The organism is Biostraticola tofi (assembly GCF_004343195.1).
Taxonomy (GTDB): Bacteria; Pseudomonadota; Gammaproteobacteria; order Enterobacterales; family Enterobacteriaceae; genus Biostraticola; species Biostraticola tofi.
This window is the reverse complement of the sequence record NZ_SMCR01000008.1, coordinates 1-19,085: the sequence shown is the minus strand read 5'-3', so window position 1 is coordinate 19,085 and position 19,085 is coordinate 1. Positions and strand designations below refer to the sequence as shown.

General features: G+C 54.1%; 22 protein-coding genes. 16 read left to right on the top strand and 6 right to left on the bottom strand.

Annotated elements, in window-relative coordinates:
- Nucleotides 1–17: 17 nt before the first annotated feature.
- Nucleotides 18–2,102, bottom strand: coding sequence for a YccS/YhfK family putative transporter (locus EDC52_RS15150; protein WP_131866362.1), 2,085 nt, complete (start codon nucleotides 2,100–2,102; stop codon nucleotides 18–20).
- A gap of 54 nt (nucleotides 2,103–2,156) precedes the next feature.
- Nucleotides 2,157–2,789 carry a cAMP-activated global transcriptional regulator CRP gene (gene crp, locus EDC52_RS15145; protein ID WP_131866360.1) on the bottom strand — a complete coding sequence of 211 codons (633 nt, stop codon included), beginning with the start codon at nucleotides 2,787–2,789 and terminating at the stop codon, nucleotides 2,157–2,159.
- A gap of 321 nt (nucleotides 2,790–3,110) precedes the next feature.
- On the opposite strand from crp, the gene EDC52_RS15140 reads away from it, so the two are divergent.
- Nucleotides 3,111–3,512 carry an OsmC family protein gene (locus EDC52_RS15140; protein ID WP_131866358.1) on the top strand — a complete coding sequence of 134 codons (402 nt, stop codon included), beginning with the start codon at nucleotides 3,111–3,113 and terminating at the stop codon, nucleotides 3,510–3,512.
- A gap of 72 nt (nucleotides 3,513–3,584) precedes the next feature.
- On the opposite strand, the gene EDC52_RS15135 is transcribed toward EDC52_RS15140, so the two are convergent.
- The gene (locus tag EDC52_RS15135) at nucleotides 3,585–4,454 is read right to left on the bottom strand and encodes a phosphoribulokinase (RefSeq protein WP_131866356.1); all 870 of its coding nucleotides are present in this window, start codon (nucleotides 4,452–4,454) and stop codon (nucleotides 3,585–3,587) included.
- Nucleotides 4,455–4,558: 104 nt separating this feature from the next.
- The gene (locus EDC52_RS15130; protein WP_131866579.1) at nucleotides 4,559–4,780 is read right to left on the bottom strand and encodes a YheU family protein; all 222 of its coding nucleotides are present in this window, start codon (nucleotides 4,778–4,780) and stop codon (nucleotides 4,559–4,561) included.
- Nucleotides 4,781–4,979: 199 nt separating this feature from the next.
- Here EDC52_RS15130 and EDC52_RS15125 point away from each other — a divergent pair, with 199 nt between their 5' ends.
- Nucleotides 4,980–5,582, top strand: coding sequence for a LysE family translocator (locus EDC52_RS15125; protein ID WP_131866354.1), 603 nt, complete (start codon nucleotides 4,980–4,982; stop codon nucleotides 5,580–5,582).
- A gap of 94 nt (nucleotides 5,583–5,676) precedes the next feature.
- Here the strand turns inward: EDC52_RS15125 and EDC52_RS15120 are convergent, their stop codons facing one another.
- Complete coding sequence (locus EDC52_RS15120; protein ID WP_131866352.1) at nucleotides 5,677–7,605, bottom strand: ABC transporter ATP-binding protein; 1,929 nt, start codon at nucleotides 7,603–7,605, stop codon at nucleotides 5,677–5,679.
- A gap of 133 nt (nucleotides 7,606–7,738) precedes the next feature.
- Here EDC52_RS15120 and kefG point away from each other — a divergent pair, with 133 nt between their 5' ends.
- From kefG to slyD, 4 genes are all read left to right on the top strand, one after another.
- Nucleotides 7,739–8,305: a glutathione-regulated potassium-efflux system ancillary protein KefG gene (gene kefG / locus EDC52_RS15115; RefSeq protein ID WP_165911737.1), complete on the top strand. Its 567-nt coding sequence runs from the start codon at nucleotides 7,739–7,741 to the stop codon at nucleotides 8,303–8,305.
- Nucleotides 8,295–10,142 carry a glutathione-regulated potassium-efflux system protein KefB gene (gene kefB, locus EDC52_RS15110; protein ID WP_131866348.1) on the top strand — a complete coding sequence of 616 codons (1,848 nt, stop codon included), beginning with the start codon at nucleotides 8,295–8,297 and terminating at the stop codon, nucleotides 10,140–10,142. Before kefG ends, kefB begins: the two co-directional genes overlap by 11 nt.
- The gene (locus EDC52_RS15105; protein WP_131866346.1) at nucleotides 10,126–10,329 is read left to right on the top strand and encodes a YheV family putative zinc ribbon protein; all 204 of its coding nucleotides are present in this window, start codon (nucleotides 10,126–10,128) and stop codon (nucleotides 10,327–10,329) included. The genes kefB and EDC52_RS15105 overlap by 17 nt, the downstream gene beginning before the upstream one ends.
- Before the next feature lie 94 nt (nucleotides 10,330–10,423).
- Nucleotides 10,424–11,011, top strand: coding sequence for a peptidylprolyl isomerase (slyD, locus tag EDC52_RS15100; protein WP_131866345.1), 588 nt, complete (start codon nucleotides 10,424–10,426; stop codon nucleotides 11,009–11,011).
- Between the two features lie 36 nt (nucleotides 11,012–11,047).
- On the opposite strand, the gene EDC52_RS15095 is transcribed toward slyD, so the two are convergent.
- Nucleotides 11,048–11,266, bottom strand: a complete 219-nt coding sequence (locus tag EDC52_RS15095; protein WP_131866343.1) for a protein SlyX — start codon at nucleotides 11,264–11,266, stop codon at nucleotides 11,048–11,050.
- A 307-nt stretch (nucleotides 11,267–11,573) separates the two neighbouring features.
- Here EDC52_RS15095 and fkpA point away from each other — a divergent pair, with 307 nt between their 5' ends.
- From fkpA to EDC52_RS15045, 10 genes are all read left to right on the top strand, one after another.
- On the top strand, nucleotides 11,574–12,413 hold the full coding sequence (gene fkpA, locus EDC52_RS15090; protein WP_131866341.1) for an FKBP-type peptidyl-prolyl cis-trans isomerase: 840 nt from the start codon (nucleotides 11,574–11,576) through the stop codon (nucleotides 12,411–12,413).
- Between the two features lie 220 nt (nucleotides 12,414–12,633).
- Nucleotides 12,634–13,653: an AraC family transcriptional regulator gene (locus EDC52_RS15085; protein WP_131866339.1), complete on the top strand. Its 1,020-nt coding sequence runs from the start codon at nucleotides 12,634–12,636 to the stop codon at nucleotides 13,651–13,653.
- Nucleotides 13,654–13,856: 203 nt separating this feature from the next.
- The gene (locus EDC52_RS15080) at nucleotides 13,857–14,579 is read left to right on the top strand and encodes a helix-turn-helix transcriptional regulator (RefSeq protein WP_131866337.1); all 723 of its coding nucleotides are present in this window, start codon (nucleotides 13,857–13,859) and stop codon (nucleotides 14,577–14,579) included.
- Nucleotides 14,576–14,968, top strand: coding sequence for a sulfurtransferase complex subunit TusD (gene tusD, locus EDC52_RS15075; RefSeq protein ID WP_268990377.1), 393 nt, complete (start codon nucleotides 14,576–14,578; stop codon nucleotides 14,966–14,968). Before EDC52_RS15080 ends, tusD begins: the two co-directional genes overlap by 4 nt.
- Nucleotides 14,969–14,977: 9 nt before the next feature.
- A complete protein-coding gene (gene tusC / locus EDC52_RS15070; protein WP_131866335.1) occupies nucleotides 14,978–15,337 on the top strand; it encodes a sulfurtransferase complex subunit TusC in 360 nt (119 codons plus the stop codon).
- 17 nt (nucleotides 15,338–15,354) lie between these two features.
- Entirely contained in the window at nucleotides 15,355–15,642 is a 288-nt protein-coding gene (tusB, locus tag EDC52_RS15065) for a sulfurtransferase complex subunit TusB (protein ID WP_131866333.1), read from the top strand.
- 132 nt (nucleotides 15,643–15,774) lie between these two features.
- Complete coding sequence (rpsL, locus tag EDC52_RS15060) at nucleotides 15,775–16,149, top strand: 30S ribosomal protein S12 (RefSeq protein WP_131866331.1); 375 nt, start codon at nucleotides 15,775–15,777, stop codon at nucleotides 16,147–16,149.
- Between the two features lie 95 nt (nucleotides 16,150–16,244).
- Complete coding sequence (gene rpsG, locus EDC52_RS15055) at nucleotides 16,245–16,715, top strand: 30S ribosomal protein S7 (RefSeq protein WP_011412093.1); 471 nt, start codon at nucleotides 16,245–16,247, stop codon at nucleotides 16,713–16,715.
- A 96-nt stretch (nucleotides 16,716–16,811) separates the two neighbouring features.
- Nucleotides 16,812–18,917 (top strand): elongation factor G, encoded by a 2,106-nt coding sequence (gene fusA / locus EDC52_RS15050; protein ID WP_131866329.1) that lies wholly within the window; start codon nucleotides 16,812–16,814, stop codon nucleotides 18,915–18,917.
- Nucleotides 18,918–18,989: 72 nt separating this feature from the next.
- The coding region (locus EDC52_RS15045; protein WP_230468069.1) for a GTP-binding protein at nucleotides 18,990–19,085 on the top strand (96 nt) is incomplete at its 3' end.

Sequence of the window (19,085 nt, the reverse complement as noted above, 5' to 3'; positions counted from 1 at the left end):
TGAATGCCGGTACTGTTTCAGCCCGGCGTTTTTCTTTCCCCCAGTCTTCTGGACAGCCATAGACCGTGGTGTGGCCTCTGCCGCCAGGCTACCGACGAGATGGTATGCATCACCCCCAGGTGAAACAGAATCCGCTGTAAATGGCGCTCCATCGGCGTAGCCGCTCCCTCAGCCGATACGCTGAGGCCTGCCAGGGGCATTTCACCGCTCGGCCCGTCGTATTCCAGTCTTTGCTGGCAGCTTTGCAACGCCACCTCGCAGGACATCAGATACTCAGCGGCCCGTATTGCGGTCAGCATATAATGGTCGCGAGCCAAGATGGTCATGGCATTGATATGCTCGATGATGAACTGGCTGTGGGTTACCCACAAGCGCATATCCGATAAATAGCGGGAATTGAAACCGGGCTCCTGCATCGCCTGGCTGAGGGCGGTAAACAACGCGTTATGCGCCTGATTGGCCAGCATCCTGGCATAGGCCAGTTGCGCCGCAGTGGTATCGGGCGAGAGCAGCCGCCGCAGGGCATTCTGATCTTGCTCCAGTGCCTGATGAGCATTCTTGCGCAGCAGCCCGCTTTGCCACTGGGGCCAGAGCCATAGCGTGCCGCCAAATGCCAGCATGCATCCTATCAGCGTATCCACCAGCCGCGGCACCAGAAAGTGAGCCCCGTTCAGTGACAACAGCTGCAGGGTATAGACGGCGGTCACCGTCATGCCGGTCATGGCCAGACCGTAGTTTTTACGCAGTACCAGATAGGCGGCCAGGGTTACCACCAGCATGCACAGTAGAATCACCCCATCGGCAACCTGCAGGCGCAGCGTGGCGGCAGCGATCACCAGTCCAGCCAAGGTACCCAGCGCTCGATGCTGGATACGTACCCGTGTAGCGTTATAGCCATTCTGGCTGACGAACATCACCGTCATCAGGATCCAGTAAGGTTTGGGGAGATGGAACACCAGCCCCAGGCTGCTGCCGATGGCCAGCATGATGCCAAGCCGCCCGGCATTGCGCAGCGCCATCGATTTGAATGAGCAGTAACTTTTGAGCGCAGGCCACAAAGGCAGTCGCTGCTGGTTATCTTCCATAATGTCGCGGCGATAAAGTGGGCGCTGGGTACGCAGTAACCGTGCGATGCGGCTAAAGTGGTAATAACAGAAGTGGCCGACCGGATTGTCCGGATTACGATGAGCAATCTTGCCCAAAGCGGACAATGCGGGAGCCATGGTAAACCGCGAGGGAGCCCGGTGATAGAGGATATCATCCGCCAGCACCCGCAGCCTGGCGGCGATGACGCGGGCGTTGTAGCGGATAACCGCTTCGGCATGGCTTTCCTGAACCAGCTTTTGCACTTCATCCGGCTGATGAAGGCTTACCGCAATATGCTCCTGCAAATCCAGCGCCACCTGAAAAGATCTGACCAGCCGCTTGTACTGGTCCTGATGGTTGGCTGACAGCATATGGGACTGCTGATAAACCTGCGCAATCAAATCGATCACTTTCTGCTGACGGGCAAACAGCGGCGGCAGGGCGCTTTCCGGATCGGTATGCTGGGTGAGCATGCTGTATTTGGCTTCGATATAATCCGCCAGTTCCCGATACAGCAGACTCAGGGATTCACGCATCGGTTGCTCTTTCCACAGCCTGAACCAAAGCGCGTTAAACAGCCCGTACCAGGCGGTACCGGCAAGATACAGCAGCGGCGGAACCCAGGCAGGCACATGGTCTGTCAGTCCGAGGGTGAATATGGCGGCGATAAGCGAGGCTGGCAACAGGCGACCGTGCAGAGGGCTGATTTCACCGGTGACCCCGAACAGCAGCGCCAGTCCCAGCAAAATCATCGGCAGAGGTACCGGGACCTGCAGCAGCCACTGTATCAGTATGCTGCTGAGGGCAAACAGCGTGCCGCCGATTAACAGACGTTTGAAAAAGCGCTTATGCAGGGTATCCAGGCCGGCGATATTGCAGCAGGCGGGGACCAATGAGAACAGCAGTCCCTGCTGCAGACTGCCGAACAGCAGACCAACGGCGACCGGCAGGCACAGCACTATGGTCTGGCGCAGGGCATAGTTGACTTCGGGGTGGTAGATCAGTCGTCGCCACATAACGGCCGTGATAAAAGCGTGGTGCAGATGACCACGCCTGGCGTAATGATGGCGTTATCGGGTGCCGTAAACGACAATCGTTTTACCGTGGGCGGAGATCAGATTCTGATCCTCCAGCATTTTAAGAATGCGGCCAACCGTTTCACGGGAGCATCCGACTATCTGGCCGATTTCCTGACGGGTTATTTTGATCTGCATGCCGTCCGGATGAGTCATGGCGTCCGGCTGCTTGGCCAGGTTTAGCAACGTCTGGGCAATGCGCCCGGTCACATCGAGGAAAGCCAGGTTACCGACTTTTTCTGAGGTGACCTGCAGGCGACTGGCCATCTGCGAGGACAGGCGCATCAGAATGTCGGGATTGACCTGTATCAGCTGACGAAATTTTTTATAAGAAATTTCGGCCACTTCACAGGCAGTTTTTGCCCGGACCCAGGCGCTGCGTTCCTGACCTTCTTCGAACAGTCCCAGCTCACCTATAAAATCTCCCTGGTTGAGATAGGAGAGGATCATTTCCTTGCCTTCTTCGTCTTTTATCAGCACTGCCACAGCGCCTTTCACGATGTAGTAAAGCGTCTCCGCTTTCTCACCCTGGTGGATAAGGGTGCTCTTTGATGGATATTTGTGAATATGGCAATGAGACAGGAACCATTCTAAAGTCGGGTCTGTTTGCGGTTTGCCGAGAACCATTCGCTGTTATCCTCTTTTGTCATCGCTGTCCATTGACTCAGGACATCGTATTCCCTTTACGGCGCGGTACTTTATACTCTCACTTCGCCGGTGGCAAAGCGACGTAAGGGAACATATTAGGGTCCAATATGGGTGACGTTCCTATCGCTCAATTTCTATTGTCATTGTCAATCAGGACAATACAACCCTGTTTTTAGCATAGCTTTAAGAGACTGTCTTCTGTTGTCTCGCTTCAGCATGAAGTATGTGCCATTACATTGCCACTTTTCCCGCAAAAATGTAGTCTGATTGCAATGGATTTTCATCAAGGAGTTATTAATTATGCAGGCACGGGTTAAATGGGTCGAAGGTCTGTCCTTTATCGGCGAGTCGGCGTCGGGCCACCAACTTCTGATGGACGGCAATGCCGGCGAAAAAGCGCCGAGCCCAATGGAAATGGTATTAATAGCAGCGGGCGGTTGCAGCGCTATTGACGTTGTATCGATATTGCAAAAAGGCCGGCAAAATGTCCGCGATTGCGAAGTAAAGCTGACCTCGACACGCCGGGACGAAGCACCTCGTCTGTTTACCGATATCAACCTGCATTTCATTGTCAGCGGGGACGACCTGACGGAAAAATCCGTTGAGCGGGCGGTGCAGCTATCAGCAGAGAAATACTGCTCGGTATCCCTGATGCTGGGCAAGTCGGTCAATATCACCCACAGCTTTGAAATTCTGGCGTAAATTCGCCAAAACCCGGTGCTGGGGAGCACTGGGGCTTCATTAGCCGCGCCGCCGGTCGGGGGGGAGTTCCGGTCAGCGGATGAGTTTGCCTTCTAGCAGCTTTTGTACCAGCGGTCCCATGATAAGCTCCATCGCCAGTCCCATTTTCCCGCCGGGAACCACCAGCGTATTGATACTGGAAATAAACGATCCCTGCAGCATTGCCAGTAGATAGGGAAAATCTATATCAGTCATGCCGCGAAAGTGGATGACCACCAGACTCTCGTCCAAAGTCGGTATCGACTTGGCGGCAAACGGATTCGAGGTATCAACCGTAGGCACCCGTTGGAAATTGATATGGGTACGTGAGAACTGCGGGGTGATGTAGTTGATGTAATCCTCCATCGAGCGTACCACCGAGTCCATCACCGCTTCACGGGAGTGGCCGCGCTCGCCGGTATCGCGCACCAGTTTCTGAATCCATTCCAGATTGACAATCGGCACCACGCCTACCAATAAATCAACGTGCTGCGCCACATCATGGGTGTCGTTGACCACGCCGCCGTGCAGTCCTTCATAAAACAGCACATCGGTCGGTTCAGGCAGTGGTTGCCAGGGGGTGAACGTCCCCGGCATCTGGTTGTAGGGCACCGCTTCATCATAGGTATGCAGATACTTGCGTGATTGGCCGCGTCCGGTTTGCCCATACTGGTTAAACGTGCTTTCAAGCAAGCCGAAGTTATTGGCATCGGGCCCGAAATAGCTGATATGGCGACCCAGGTCGCGCGCTTTGCGGATCGCCATATCCATTTCCGGGCGGGTAAAATGGTGGAAGCTGTCGCCCTCCAGTTCAGCGGCATGAATATCTAACTGCTGAAATATCTTGCGAAAGGCCAGGCTGGTGGTTGTTGTCCCTGCACCGCTAGAACCGGTAACGGCGATGATCGGATGTTTTGCTGACATGTTAACCCTGTACTTGATTGTTATTTCATCGCCGGCAGACGGTCTTGACGATGACGCAAAAGCTTTTAGTGTTATCACATCCAGTGCGGGCCGGGCCAGGGGCCTTAATCGGGCCGAAACTGTCCACGCGGCATGATGTTGATACTTTCCGTGAGTTCTGACCATACCAGTACTGCCTCACCGCAGCGCAGCTGACGCCGAACATCTTCTACTTTCTGTTCTAGGGTTTTCTCGTGCTCGCCATAATCGGTGCCTTCGCGCAGCACAAAAGATTCAATAAGCCGAGAAAGGGTTTCAGGGTCTATTTGTTCCCAGGGAATAATCACGGTGTTGCCTCCCATTTATCACCTGCAGCCAATGGCATCAGTCACTATCGAAGGGGATAGCGATGACGGGTTCAGCAATAATATACTCCCCCTCGTAAGATGTCAGTGATGTTGAATATTCAATGATATTTGGTTGTGTAATAATGATCCGACAGTAAGGTTCCCCATCCGCTTTCCGGGTCTATAGAGTATTTGTCATATGGAATTGAGTCTTTTTTTATCCATGCTGGGTTTTCTGTGGGTCGCCGCCATCACACCCGGGCCAAACAATATGCTGCTGACCGCTTCGGCGGCTAATTTCGGCTTCTGGCGCTCAATGCCGCTGATGCTGGGGATTATGCTCGGCATGCAGTGCATGCTGCTGTTGGTCGCTTTTGGCGTGGGTGGACTGATTAACCTCTATCCGGCCTTGCACCTTTTGCTGAAAATCGCCGGCAGCCTCTATCTGCTATGGCTGGCCTGGAAAATCGCCAGCGCGGCTTATGAACAATTGGATACTGACTCGCCGCCGCCTAAACCGATTCCTTTCTATCAGGGGGGGCTGCTGCAGTTCCTCAACCCCAAAGCCTGGCTGATGGCTCTCGGCGCGGTTGCCAGCTTCAGCCTTGGCGGCAATGCCTATGTTGCGTCAGTGGTGGCAATCAGCATCGGCATTGCGTCGGTAAATATTGTCTCGGGGGCGATTTGGCTGGGCTTTGGCACCCTGATAGGACGGTTGCTGCGAAGCCGGCGGGCCTGGAAAATGTTTAACGTCAGCATGGGGCTGCTGACGGCGGCCTGCGTGCTGCTAATCTGGCATTGAGCAGAGCATGGCCGGTCCGACGCTTATTGGGTGCCTGCCGGCCCAGCTCCGCCACAGCCGCTAACTCCGCCGGTGCCTGGCGGGTGCTCCCGCTTTATTCATTGGCTTCAAAATCCCGCGACAGGGACTCTAACTGTTCCTGAGCGTCGAGCCAGGCCAGCTCCACTTCCAGAAGCCTGGCTTTGACTGCGGCCTGCTGTGCCAGGCAGCGGGTCAGATCGGCTTTGCGGCTGATATCATAGAGCGCTGAGTCTGCCAACGTCTGCTCGATGGCCGCCAGCTCCGAAGCGAGACTATCCATCAGCTTCTCATGCCCGGTGATGGCTTTGCGCAGCGGTTGGGTCAGGTTGCGCAACTCGGCTTCGCGCCGCTTCTGATCTTTCCTGGATTGTGCATTGTTGGCCGAAGGGGCGGCATTTTCCAGCGCACCGCCCTCGGTCTGGGCCTGCTGGCGCTGATAATCGAGCAGCCACTGCTGATAATCCTCCACATCACCATCAAACTGTTCAACCCGGCCGTCATGAACCAGATAAAATTCATCGGTAGTTGAACGCAGCAGATGCCGGTCATGGGAGACCACCACCAGCGCGCCATCAAAGTCGATTAATGCCTCGGTCAACGCCTGACGCATATCCAGATCCAGATGGTTGGTCGGTTCATCCAGCAGCAAAAGATTGGGGCGCTGCCAGACGATCAGTGCCAGGACCAGCCTGGCCTTTTCTCCCCCGGAAAAACGCTCGGTACGCTCAGTGACCTTATCGCCGCGAAAACCAAACCCCCCCAGGTAATCCCGCAATGCTTGCTCATATTCCTTAGGCGCCTGACGGCTCATATGCTGTAAGGGCGATTCGTCGGCCCGCAGGAATTCCAATTGATGCTGGGCGAAGTAGCCGAGCTTGATACCCTTGGCCAGGGCAACGACACCGGACTTCGGCGCTAGCGTACCGGCCAGCAGTTTTATCAGCGTCGATTTGCCTGCGCCGTTACGGCCAAGAAGTCCAATGCGCGAGCCCGGCACCAGATTGAGCTTGATGGAATCCAGGATCACCCGATCGCCATAGCCGGCAGAGACTTTTTCCATGGTCAGCAGCGGATTGGGCAGGCTTTCCGGGGGACGAAAGCTGAACTGAAACGGATTATCCACATGGGCAGGCGCGATAAGCTCCATCCTTTCCAGCATTTTTATCCGGCTTTGAGCCTGCTTGGCCTTGCTGGCCTTGGCGCGAAACCGGTCGATATAGTTCTGTAAGTGCTCGACTTTTTCCTGCTGATGCTGATACAGCGATTGCTGTTGCGCCAGCTTGGTGGTGCGTTGCAGCTCAAAGGAGGAGTAGTTACCTGTATATTCGTTTAATGCCTGTTGCTCGATATGCAATATTTTATTGATTATCGGATCGAGAAAATCACGGTCATGGGAAATCAGGATAAGCGTACCGCTGTAACTTTTCAGCCATTTTTCCAGCCAGATGACCGCGTCGAGATCCAGATGATTGGTCGGCTCATCAAGCAGCAGCAAATCCGAGCGGCAGATAAGTGCCTGCGCCAGGTTAAGCCGCATACGCCAGCCGCCAGAGAAATCGCGCACCGGCATGGCGAGCTGTTCCTGGCTGAATCCGAGACCATGCAGCAGGCTCGAGGCGCGCGGACGGATGGTCCAGGCTTCGATGATATCGAGTTTTCCGTGCAGCACCGCGATGGCATGGCCATCATTTTTTTCATTGGCGGCCTGTAATTCAGACTCAAGCTGACGATATTCGCGATCGCCGTCGATAACATACTCAATAGCCGGCACATCGAGAGCAGGGGTCTCCTGATTGACCCAGGCCATTGACCAGTTACCCGGGAAGGTGACGCTGCCGGCATCGGCGCTGAGCTCATTTTTCAGCAGCGACAGCAAGGTGGACTTGCCACAGCCGTTTTTACCGACCAACCCTACCTTCTGGCCAGGGTTTACCGTGGCGGTGGCATTATCCAGCAGTACTTGAGTACCGCGGCGAATTTGCAGTGCGGAGAAGACAATCATAAAGCGCCATCGTTTAAGAGTATGTTAAAATATCATCGTTAAATGCCAGGCAGGATTCTGCATCCTGCTCGTTGACTTTGCGGAGCATGGTAGCGGAAATGCTGCGGCCTGACGACGCTTTGGAGGGGAATTGATCCCGCAACCACCGAAAATTTTACTGTTGTACGCCCATCCTGAACCTCAGGCGTCGGTGGCCAACCGGGTCTTGCTCAGTGCGGCTAACTCGCTGGAGCATGTTACGGTACATGATCTTTACTGGCATTATCCGGATTTCTTTATCGATGTTCATGCTGAGCAGCAGCTTTTACGCGAGCACGACATTATCGTTTTCCAGCATCCATTGTATACCTATAGTTGCCCGGCACTGCTCAAGGAGTGGCTGGACCGGGTGCTGGCGCGCGGTTTCGCCAACGGCAGCGGCGGCAGTGCCCTGGCCGGTAAATATTGGCGTTCGGTAATTACCACCGGCGAGCCTGAAAGAATGTACCCGGTAACCGGCAGCCGCAGATGCAGCATGGAAGACATATTGCGCCCTTTTGAACTCACCGCCTCGCTTTGCCACATGATGTGGATCGCCCCGATGATTATCTACTGGGCCCGGCGCCAGCAGCCGGACCGGCTCGCATGGCATGCAGGTGAATATCATCACTGGCTGAGCAACCCCTTTGCCCGGGATAAAGGAATGCCACATGGAAAGTAGCAGTCCGTCATTTCTTACCGCCGTGGTGCTTTTTCTGTTTGCCGCCGTTGTCGCCGTACCGATCGCCCGGCGGCTTGGCGTCGGGGCGGTCATTGGTTACCTGGTAGCCGGTATCGCCATCGGTCCGTGGGGGTTGGGGTTTATCCGCGATGTGGATGAAATACTGCACTTCTCTGAGCTTGGCGTCGTGTTTCTGATGTTTATCATCGGCCTTGAGCTGAATCCCTCCAAACTTTGGCAACTGCGGCGTTCGATTTTCGGTGCCGGCGCCGCCCAGGTATTGATCACCGCTGCGATACTTGGCGGACTGCTCTACCTGACCCATGCCCCCTGGCAATCGGCGCTGATTGGCGGTATCGGGCTGGCCATGTCCTCTACCGCGGTGGCTCTGCAACTGATGCGCGATAAGGGCATGAACCGTAACGAGGGTGGACAGCTCGGCTTCTCGGTGCTGCTGTTTCAGGATATGGCGGTCATACCCGCACTGTCGCTGATACCACTGCTGGCCAGCGGCGGCCAGGAACCCAGTGACTGGATGCGTATCGGTCTCAAAGTCATTGCGTTCGCTGTTATGCTGGTTGGCGGCCGCTATCTGCTGCGACCCCTTTTTCGCTATATTGCCCTGGCCAACGTCCGTGAGGTTTTTACCGCCGCCGCTTTATTGCTGGTGTTGGGGTCTGCGCTGTTCATGGATATGCTGGGGCTGTCCATGGCGCTCGGCACCTTTATCGCCGGTGTATTGCTGGCTGAAAGCGAGTATCGCCACGAGCTAGAGATCGCCATCGAACCCTTCAAGGGGCTGTTGCTCGGCTTGTTCTTTATTTCGGTTGGGATGGCGCTTAACCTGGGCATTCTGTATGTCCATCTGTTTACCGTCCTGGCAGGACTGGTTATCCTGCTGGCGGTTAAAGGGACGGTGCTGTATGCGCTGGCCCGGGGACTGGGATTACGCCGCTCCGTCAGGCTGCAGTTTGCCGGCGTGCTGAGCCAGAGCGGAGAGTTCGCCTTTGTGCTGTTTTCCGCCGCCGCCGCCCAGAAGATCCTGGCGCCGGACATGCTGTCACTGCTGCTGGTCACGGTCACGCTGTCGATGATGGCCACGCCACTGCTGATGCAATTGATTGACCGTATCCTGGTGCGGCGTTATAACGCCCCGGATGAAGACGAAGAAACGCCCCATGTCGAAGACGACGAACCGCAGGCGATTATCGTTGGGTTTGGCCGCTTTGGACAGGTTATCGGCCGCTTGCTGATGGCGAATAAAATGCGTATCACGGTGCTGGAACGTGATATTGCAGTAGTCAGCCTGATGCGAAGTTACGGCTATACTGTTTATTACGGTGATGCCACCGAGCTGGAACTGCTGCGGGCGGCGGGGGCGGAAAAAGCCAAAGCCATTGTCATCGCCGCCAATACGCCGGAGGATAATATGGTTATCGTGCGTCTGTGCCAGCAGCATTTTCCGCATCTCAGGATTCTGGCCCGGGCTCGCGGGCGTGTTGAAGCCCATGAGATGCTGTTGGCCGGCGTGACGCAATTTTCGCGTGAAACCTTTTCCAGCGCGCTCGAGCTGGGACGCAAAACGCTGCTTGAATTGGGAATGCATCCCCATCAAGCACATCGGGCCCAGCAGCATTTTCGCCGGCTGGATATGCGTATGCTGCGTGAGCTGATGCCACAATTACAGGGTGACGTAGCCCATATATCCCGTCTTAAGGAAGCGCGCCGGGAATTGGAAGATATTTTCCAGCGCGAGATGCAGTCGGAGCGCCGGCAACCGGACGGCTGGGATGAGCACGAACATGCAGGAGATAAAAATTATGACGGCAAAGCGTAAGCGTTTTATTGCCGGTGCCGTTTGTCCCTCCTGCCAGAGTGCCGATACCCTGGCAGTGTGGCTGGACAATAATATCGAAAGTGTCATCTGTGTGGCGTGCGGCTTTACCCAACGCCAGACGTCTATCGCACTCGGTGAAAAGCACCCGGCGCCGGATCAGATTATCGGTATTTTCCATCCCGAGTAGCGTTATTGACGCTATTTTTTTATGCTGAAGGATACAAGGGCGTGGTTTTTCGTTAGAATCTGCGCCAATTTCGTTTCCAACGGTAGGAGATATCATGAAAGTTGCAAAAGATCTGGTGGTCAGCCTGGCCTACCAGGTACGTACAGAAGATGGTGTATTGGTTGATGAGTCTCCGGTGAGCGCGCCGTTGGACTATCTGCATGGTCACGGCTCGCTGATTTCAGGTTTGGAAAATGCCCTTGACGGCAAAGCCGTCGGCGACAAATTCGATGTCAGCGTCGGTGCCAATGACGCCTATGGCCAATATGACGAAAACCTGGTTCAGCGCGTACCCAAGGATGTTTTTATGGGTGTGGATGAGCTGGAAGTCGGCATGCGCTTCCTGGCGGAAACCGATCAGGGCCAGGTACCGGTCGAAATCACCGAAGTTGATGGCGACCATGTGGTTGTCGACGGCAATCATATGCTGGCCGGCCAGAACCTGCGTTTTAACGTAGAGGTTATGGCTATCCGCGAGGCCACTGCTGAAGAACTTGCGCACGGCCATGTGCATGGCGAGCATGATCATCATCACGACCATGATCATGAACACGGCGACGGTTGCTGTGGCGGACATGGCCATGACCACGACCATGAGCACAAGAAAGGCGGCTGTGGCGGCGGCGGTTGTGGTTGCCATTAATCAGACAGCAAGGGGCGCAGTGATGCGCCCCTTTTTTCAGTAATGAGGGGGAGGGGTTTCTTCAGATTGCGACGCAATGATCGAGCTTTGCTGATTGCGCAGTTTTTCCGACAGTAAGCGCAACTGCTCCTGCAGCCTGCCGATATCTCGCTGATGCGCCACCAGGGTCTGGTTGAGATCTTCTATGGTTACTTCCTGAAATGCCAAGCGGCCTTCCAACTCATCTAATCGATGCTCGAGTACCGAAAGTTCCATTGTGTTCACCTCTCTTTTCAGACAAATCGCCAATCTTTATCCTAGGTTAATGTAACCGATGCTGTTCTTGGGCAATTCTACCCGTAAATCATGGATATTGCGCGTATTAAGCGATAATCCGCCAGGCAATCCAAACGCATATGCAACGCTATCAATTTTTAAAGGAAACTTCTTGTGGCAAAAAAAGTCCCAGTTAGACTCAATCGACAGGTATAGAGATTGTGTTGTGATTGCCCGCGCAGCTATAGTGTCTGCTTAATTTAGGTATCGAATCTGGGAAGCGATAACCCAGGATATGGAGAAATGGATGAAATCACTGTTTAACATCACGCTGCTAGCAACCACTATGGCGCTTACCTTAGCTTCGTCACAGGTTATGGCAGCGGAGAGTGCCACAGCGGGTACCGCAGCGACGACTCCGGCCAATGCACCGGCCACTGCAAGCTCGGACAAATTTAAGAGCAGCGAAGACCAGGCGGCTTATGCGTTGGGCGCTTCTCTTGGCCGCTACATGGATAACTCGCTTAAAGAGCAGGAAAAACTGGGCGTCAAACTGGATAAAAACCAATTGATTTCAGGTGTCCAGGATGCCTTTGCCAATCAGAGCAAACTTTCCGATCAGGAAATTGAGACTACCTTGCAGGGCTTTGAAGCCCGCGTTAAGCAGGCTGCCCAGACCAAAATGGAGCAGGAAGCCAAAGAAAACGCCGCCAAGGGTGATAAATACCGCGCCGACTACGCCAAGCAGAAAGGCGTGAAAAAAACTGAAAACGGTGTGCTGTACAAAGTTGAGAAAGCCGGCACTGGCAAAGCGCCGACCGACAGCGACACCGTGGTTGTGAACTATAAAGGCACCCTGGCCGACGGTACTGAATTCGACAACTCCTACAAACGTGGCGAGCCGCTGTCATTCCGTCTTGACGGCGTTATTCCGGGCTGGACCGAAGGCCTGAAGCAAATCAAGAAAGGCGGCAAGATTCAGTTGGTCATCCCGCCAGAACAGGCCTATGGCAAAACCGGCGTGCCCGGCATCCCTGCCAACTCTACCCTGGTATTTGACGTAGAACTGTTGGATATCAAAGCCACGCCAGCGCAGAGTGAAAAACCTGCTGACGGCAAACCCGCTGCCGCCGAAACCAATCAGTAACCTTTTGCGGCACCCCGGCAGAGAATGACTGCCGATAAACGGCAACGTCGCCTCTCAGCGGCCTCCTGTTAACGGAGGCCGCTTTTATTTCAGCGGGCGCACACGACATAAAGATGAGTCTGCTGGCCGCGATGACGTCTAGGCTGTGATCCCAATCCTTGCGGTTTGAACGATTCATCGTTTATAGTCCTTATTATTTTATCGATCGTTCGGTGGTGTCATGGATCCTCTTTCCGACCTGCTTTCGCTGTTGCGTCCCCGAGCAACGATTTCATCGGGCTTCATCGCTGGCGGCGATTGGTCAGTCGACTTTGCTCACCAGCACGGCCAGATCAAATGTTACTGCATCCTTGCCGGCGTTTGCTGGATGGCGGTCGATGGCGTTAAACAGCCGATACGCCTGCAACAGGGAGATGCCTTCGTGCTGCCTCGCGGGCGGCCATTCAGGCTGGCCAGCGACCTGTCGTTGCCTGCAGTCAATGCCTCCACGCTATTTCCTGCGGCCGGCCCGGGCGGTACGGTGGTGCTGGGAACCGGGAAGACTTTCTCGCTGGCGGGCGCGCGTTTTGCGGTGAACAATAACCAGGCGGAATTGCTGCTGGGCCTTTTGCCGCCGGTGGTGCACCTGAGCGGGCAAACCGAACAGGCCGCGCTGCAATGGGCCGTTGAACGGATGAGGCAGGAATTGCGCCAGGCAATGCCCGGCACCCATGCGCTGGTGCAGGATCTGGCGCACATGATGCTGGTGCAGGCGCTGCGGTCCCATCTGGCCAATGCGAGTACGCTGGAGACCGGCTGGCTGGCAGCGCTGGCGGATAAGCGTTTGCGGTGTGCGCTGCAGATGATGCACGCCGAACCCGCTCGGCGCTGGACAATACAGGGGCTGGGTTTAGAGGCCGGAATGTCCCGGACGCTGTTTGCCACGCGCTTTCGCGCGGTGATGGGCGAGACGCCAATGCAGTATCTGACCCGCTGGCGTATGTTGCTGGCCTGCGATCGGCTGGAACATTCGGCTGAACCGATTACACAGCTGGCATTGTCCTTGGGCTACGAATCGATAAGTGCATTCTCCACGGCTTTCAAGCGCGTGCTGGGACATTCGCCTCTGCAGTACAAGATGGCGATAACCCGGCCCCAGGGTGCGGACACTAACGTAAATCGCACCGCTCATGGCGAGGTAAAAAGGGAATTATTCGCTTTCCCGGCGGATGCTGACGGCTATTCGCCGGAAAGCGCATAAGCGGTAAATGTGAATGTCATCACTTAATTTAGGGCTAATATTGCTTTTATTCGACAGAACAGTGATCTGGTTGTAAAAAACCGGCCTGACACCAGGACAGTTTTTTCTCTGATTTGCTAGACTAGCGCCCAGATAATATATTTAGAAGCTGAGTCTGCCCAACCATGTCGAGACAGGCTCTGTTTAACGGGTGGTAAACTCACATGTCTAGTTCTCTTCCGAGCCATGAGTTCAGCGAGCTTGATTTAATGGATGAACGGCCGTTCAGTTCCGTCGATCACGAAATACTCAAGTCTTATGAGGCCGTAGTGGATGGCCTGGCGATGCTTATCGGCGAACATTGTGAAATCGTGCTGCATTCCCTCGAAGATTTGAAGTGTTCCGCAATCAGGATTGCCAACGGCGAACACACCGGGCGCAAGGTAGGATCACCCATTTCAGACCTGGCGCTGCGGATGCTCCATGATATGGCTGATGAAGATACCAGTGTCTCAAGGGCCTATTTTACCCGCGCTAAAAACGGCGTGCTGATGAAATCAGTCACGATTGCCATCCGTAACCGGGAAAAAAGGGTCATTGGCCTGCTGTGCATCAATATGAATCTGGATGTGCCTTTTTCACAAATTATGCAGACCTTCATTCCGCCGGAGACACAGGAGAATCCACCCTCGGTCAATTTCGCTTCTTCGGTAGACGATCTGGTAGCCCAGACGCTTGAATTCACTATTGAAGAGGTCAATGCCGATCGCAGCGTCACCAACAATGCCAAGAACCGGCAGATCGTACTCAATCTTTATGAGAAGGGCATTTTCGACATTAAAGACGCCATCAATCAGGTCGCCGATCGGTTGAATATTTCCAAACACACGGTCTATCTGTACATCCGCCAGTTTAAAAGCGGTGACTTTTTGGGTCTGGACCGGTGAGTTTATCCTACTGCCTGATGGTAAGCGGCCCTGCCTATGGGTCACAGCAGTCAGCCAGCGCATTGCAGTTCGCCAGGGCGTTGCTGGACTGCGGTCACTGCATCCATCAAGTCTTCTTTTATCAGGACGGTGTACTTAACGGCAACCGACTCAGCGCTCCGGCTACCGATGAAGTGGATATGGTGCGCGAGTGGCAGCAGTTCGGCCACGACCATCAGATTGGACTGCATATTTGCGTGGCGGCGGCGCTGCGGCGCGGCGTGACTGATAGCCATCAAGCGCGGGCGCTGTCACTGGTTGGCGACAACCTGCAGCCGGGATTTACCCTGAGTGGTCTCGGCGCGCTGGCCCAGTCTTTGCTTGAAAGTGATCGCTTTGTCCAGTTTTAAGGTAGCATCATGAACCGGATCGCCGTGGTATTCACCCACGCGCCGCATGGTATCGCCGCCGGCAGAGAAGGACTGGATGCGGTACTGGCCTTCTCTGCTCTGACCGATGAAATCGGCGTCTTTTTTATCGCGGATGGCGTTCTGTGCCTGTTGCCTGAGCAGCAGCCGGAAAAGATCCTCGCCCGCAATTTTATCGCCACCTTCGGCGTATTACCCGTTTATGACATCGATCAATGCTATATTTGTGCGGCATCGCTCGCAGAACGCGGCCTGGCCTCGGTAACGCAATGGGTGCTGGATGCCCGCATCCTGCCGCCTGTCGAATGGCGGCAGCAGTTGTCCGGCTATGACCGGATAGTGACTTTCTGAGCGGAGTCGGGACCCATATGCTTCATACTTTACGTCTTTCCCCGTTCCAATGCAGTCTTGAGCCTCTCCTGCGCATTGTCGCCGAGGGCGATGATCTGCTGTTAATACAGGATGGTGTCATGGCTGGGCTTAAGGATTGCGCGGCATTGGCGCAGTTATGCCAGACGCCGCTAGGCCTGTATGCCCTCAAAAACGATGTAGAAGCCAGAGGATTGGCTGCTCATTTTTCAGACAATGTCGCGCTGGTAAGCTATAATGAGTTTGTTGAGCTGACGGTAAAACACCGTCAGCAAATGGCTTGGTAATGCGGGATTATTGTATATTTCTTGACACCCTCACCTATGAGCCATAAAATTCTGCGTCCTCGTACTTTGCCTTGCGGCATAACGAGGCGATTTATTACGTGTTTACGAAGCAAAAACCAGGAGCTTTATTGAATGGCAACGATTAATCAGCTGGTACGCAAACCACGCACCATGAAGGTTGCAAAAAGCAACGTTCCGGCGCTGGAAGCCTGCCCGCAGAAACGTGGCGTATGTACCCGTGTATATACCACCACCCCGAAAAAACCAAACTCCGCACTGCGTAAAGTTTGCCGTGTTCGCCTGACTAACGGTTTTGAAGTTACCTCCTATATCGGCGGTGAAGGTCATAACCTGCAGGAACACTCCGTAATCCTTATCCGCGGCGGTCGTGTAAAAGACCTTCCCGGTGTGCGTTACCATACCGTTCGTGGCGCGCTTGACTGCTCAGGTGTTAAAGACCGTAAGCAGAGCCGCTCCAAGTACGGCGTGAAGAAGCCAAAGGCTTAATGGTTCTCCGTTAAGTAAGGCCAAACATTTTTACTTTTAATGTCAAAGAACTCATTGAGTTTTGGACAATCCTGAATTAACAACGGAGTTATCCCATGCCACGTCGTCGCGTCATTGGTCAACGTAAAATCCTGCCGGATCCTAAGTTCGGATCTGAGCTGTTGGCGAAATTTGTCAACATCCTGATGGTAGATGGTAAGAAATCTACCGCAGAAGCAATCGTCTATACCGCGCTGGAGACCCTGGCTCAGCGTTCAGGTAAAGGCCATCTGGAAGCTTTTGAAGTAGCGCTGGACAACGTGCGCCCGACTGTAGAAGTCAAATCGCGCCGTGTCGGTGGTTCTACTTATCAGGTGCCAGTAGAAGTTCGTCCGGTCCGTCGTAATGCCCTGGCAATGCGCTGGATTGTTGAAGCTGCTCGTAAACGCGGTGATAAATCAATGGCTCTGCGTCTGGCGAACGAGCTTTCCGATGCAGCAGAGAACAAAGGTACTGCTGTTAAGAAACGTGAAGACGTTCACCGTATGGCAGATGCCAACAAGGCGTTCGCCCACTACCGCTGGTAATTACCTTCAGTAGTTATGCTAACCAGGCGGGCGCTTCAACAGTTGCCCGCTTGGGTAGCGAGATTTGAACGAACGCCCCAGTAATCGAGGATACAAATGGCTCGTATAACACCTATTGCACGCTATCGTAATATCGGTATCAGTGCACACATCGACGCCGGTAAAACTACCACTACTGAACGTATTCTGTTCTACACCGGTGTAAACCATAAAATCGGTGAAGTCCATAACGGCGCAGCCACTATGGACTGGATGGAGCAGGAGCAGGAACGTGGTATTACCATTACCTCCGCCGCGACCACCTGTTTCTGGTCAGGCATGGGCAAACAGTTTGATGCCCACCGCATCAACATCATCGACACCCCGGGACACGTTGACTTCACCATCGAAGTAGAACGTTCCATGCGTGTTCTTGATGGTGCGGTCATGGTTTACTGTGCGGTAGGCGGTGTGCAACCACAGTCTGAAACCGTATGGCGTCAGGCCAACAAGTATAAAGTTCCGCGTATCGCGTTCGTTAACAAAATGGACCGTATGGGCGCTAACTACCTGCGCGTTGTTGAGCAGCTGAAAACCCGTCTGGCCGCTAACCCGGTTCCGATTCAGCTGGCTATCGGCGCAGAAGAAAAATTCACTGGCGTTGTCGACCTGGTGAAAATGAAAGCTATCAACTGGAGCGAAGCGGATCAGGGTATTTCCTTCACTTATGAAGAGATCCCGGCTGAGCTTGCTGAACTGGCTGAGAAATGGCATCAGCACCTGGTCGAGTCCGCAGCGGAAGCTTCTGAAGAGCTGATGGACAAATACCTGGGCGGCGAAGAACTGACCGAGCTTGAAATCAAAGCGGGTCTGCGTCAGCGCGTGCTGAATAACGAAATCATCCTGGTTACCTGTGGTTCTGCATTCAAGAACAAAGGTGTCCAGGCGATGCTGGATGCGGTTATCGAGTATCTGCCGGCGCCGACGGACGTTGAGTCTATCAATGGCGTGCTGGAAGATGGCGAAACTCACGCTGAGCGTCATTCAAGCGACGACGAGCCGTTCTCCGCGCTGGCATTTAAAATTGCTACCGACCCGTTCGTTGGTAACCTGACCTTCTTCCGCGTTTACTCAGGTGTGGTAAATTCGGGCGATACTGTACTGAACTCCGTGAAAGACAAGCGTGAGCGTTTCGGTCGTATCGTTCAGATGCACGCCAACAAACGTGAAGAAATCAAGGAAGTTCGTGCTGGCGATATCGCTGCAGCCATCGGTCTGAAAGACGTAACCACAGGTGATACCCTGTGTGACCAGGCCAAACCGATTATCCTTGAGCGTATGGAGTTCCCTGAACCGGTTATCTCCGTTGCCGTTGAACCGAAAACCAAAGCTGACCAGGAAAAAATGGGTCTGGCTCTGGGCCGTCTGGCACAGGAAGATCCGTCTTTCCGTGTATGGACTGATGAAGAGTCTGGCCAGACTATCATCGCGGGCATGGGCGAACTTCACCTTGAAATCCTCGTTGACCGTATGCGTCGCGAATTCAACGTTGAAGCCAACGTAGGTAAACCGCAGGTAGCTTATCGCGAAACCATCCGCAACACGGTCGAACAGGAAGGTAAATTTGTTCGCCAGTCCGGTGGTCGCGGTCAGTTCGGTCACGTATGGTTACGTATCGAACCGATGGAACCAGGTGGTAAAGGTTACGAATTCGTCAATGAAATCGTCGGTGGTGTTGTTCCTAAGGAATACGTCCCTGCGGTGGATAAAGGCGTTCAGGAACAGCTGAAAAGCGGTGTTCTGGCCGGTTACCCGATTGTTGACGTCCGCGTTGCCGCCTTCGATGGTTCTTACCACGAAGTCGACTCCTCTGAAATGGCGTTCAAAATCGCAGGTTCCATGGCGTTTAAAGAAGGCTTCATGAAAGCGAAACCAGTTCTGCTGGAGCCAATCATGAAAGTCGAAGTTGAAACGCCTGAAGACTACATGGGTGACGTAATCGGTGACTTGAACCGTCGTCGCGGTATGATTGACGGCATGGAAGACACCGCGACCGGCAAAACCGTTCGTGCGCAGGTCCCCTTGTCTGAAATGTTTGGTTATGCTACTGATCTGCGTTCACAGACTCAGGGCCGTGCTTCTTACTCCATGGAGTTCCTGAAGTACAATGAAGCACCGAACAACGTTGCTCAGGCCATTATCGAAGCCCGTAAAGCTAAATAAGCATTAAGGGTTTAAAATTAATATCCCGTGCTCTCTCCAATGGGGGAGAGCATAAGAGTAAGGAATATAGCCGTGTCTAAAGAAAAGTTTCAACGCACAAAACCACACGTTAACGTCGGTACTATCGGCCACGTTGACCATGGTAAAACTACCCTGACTGCCGCCATC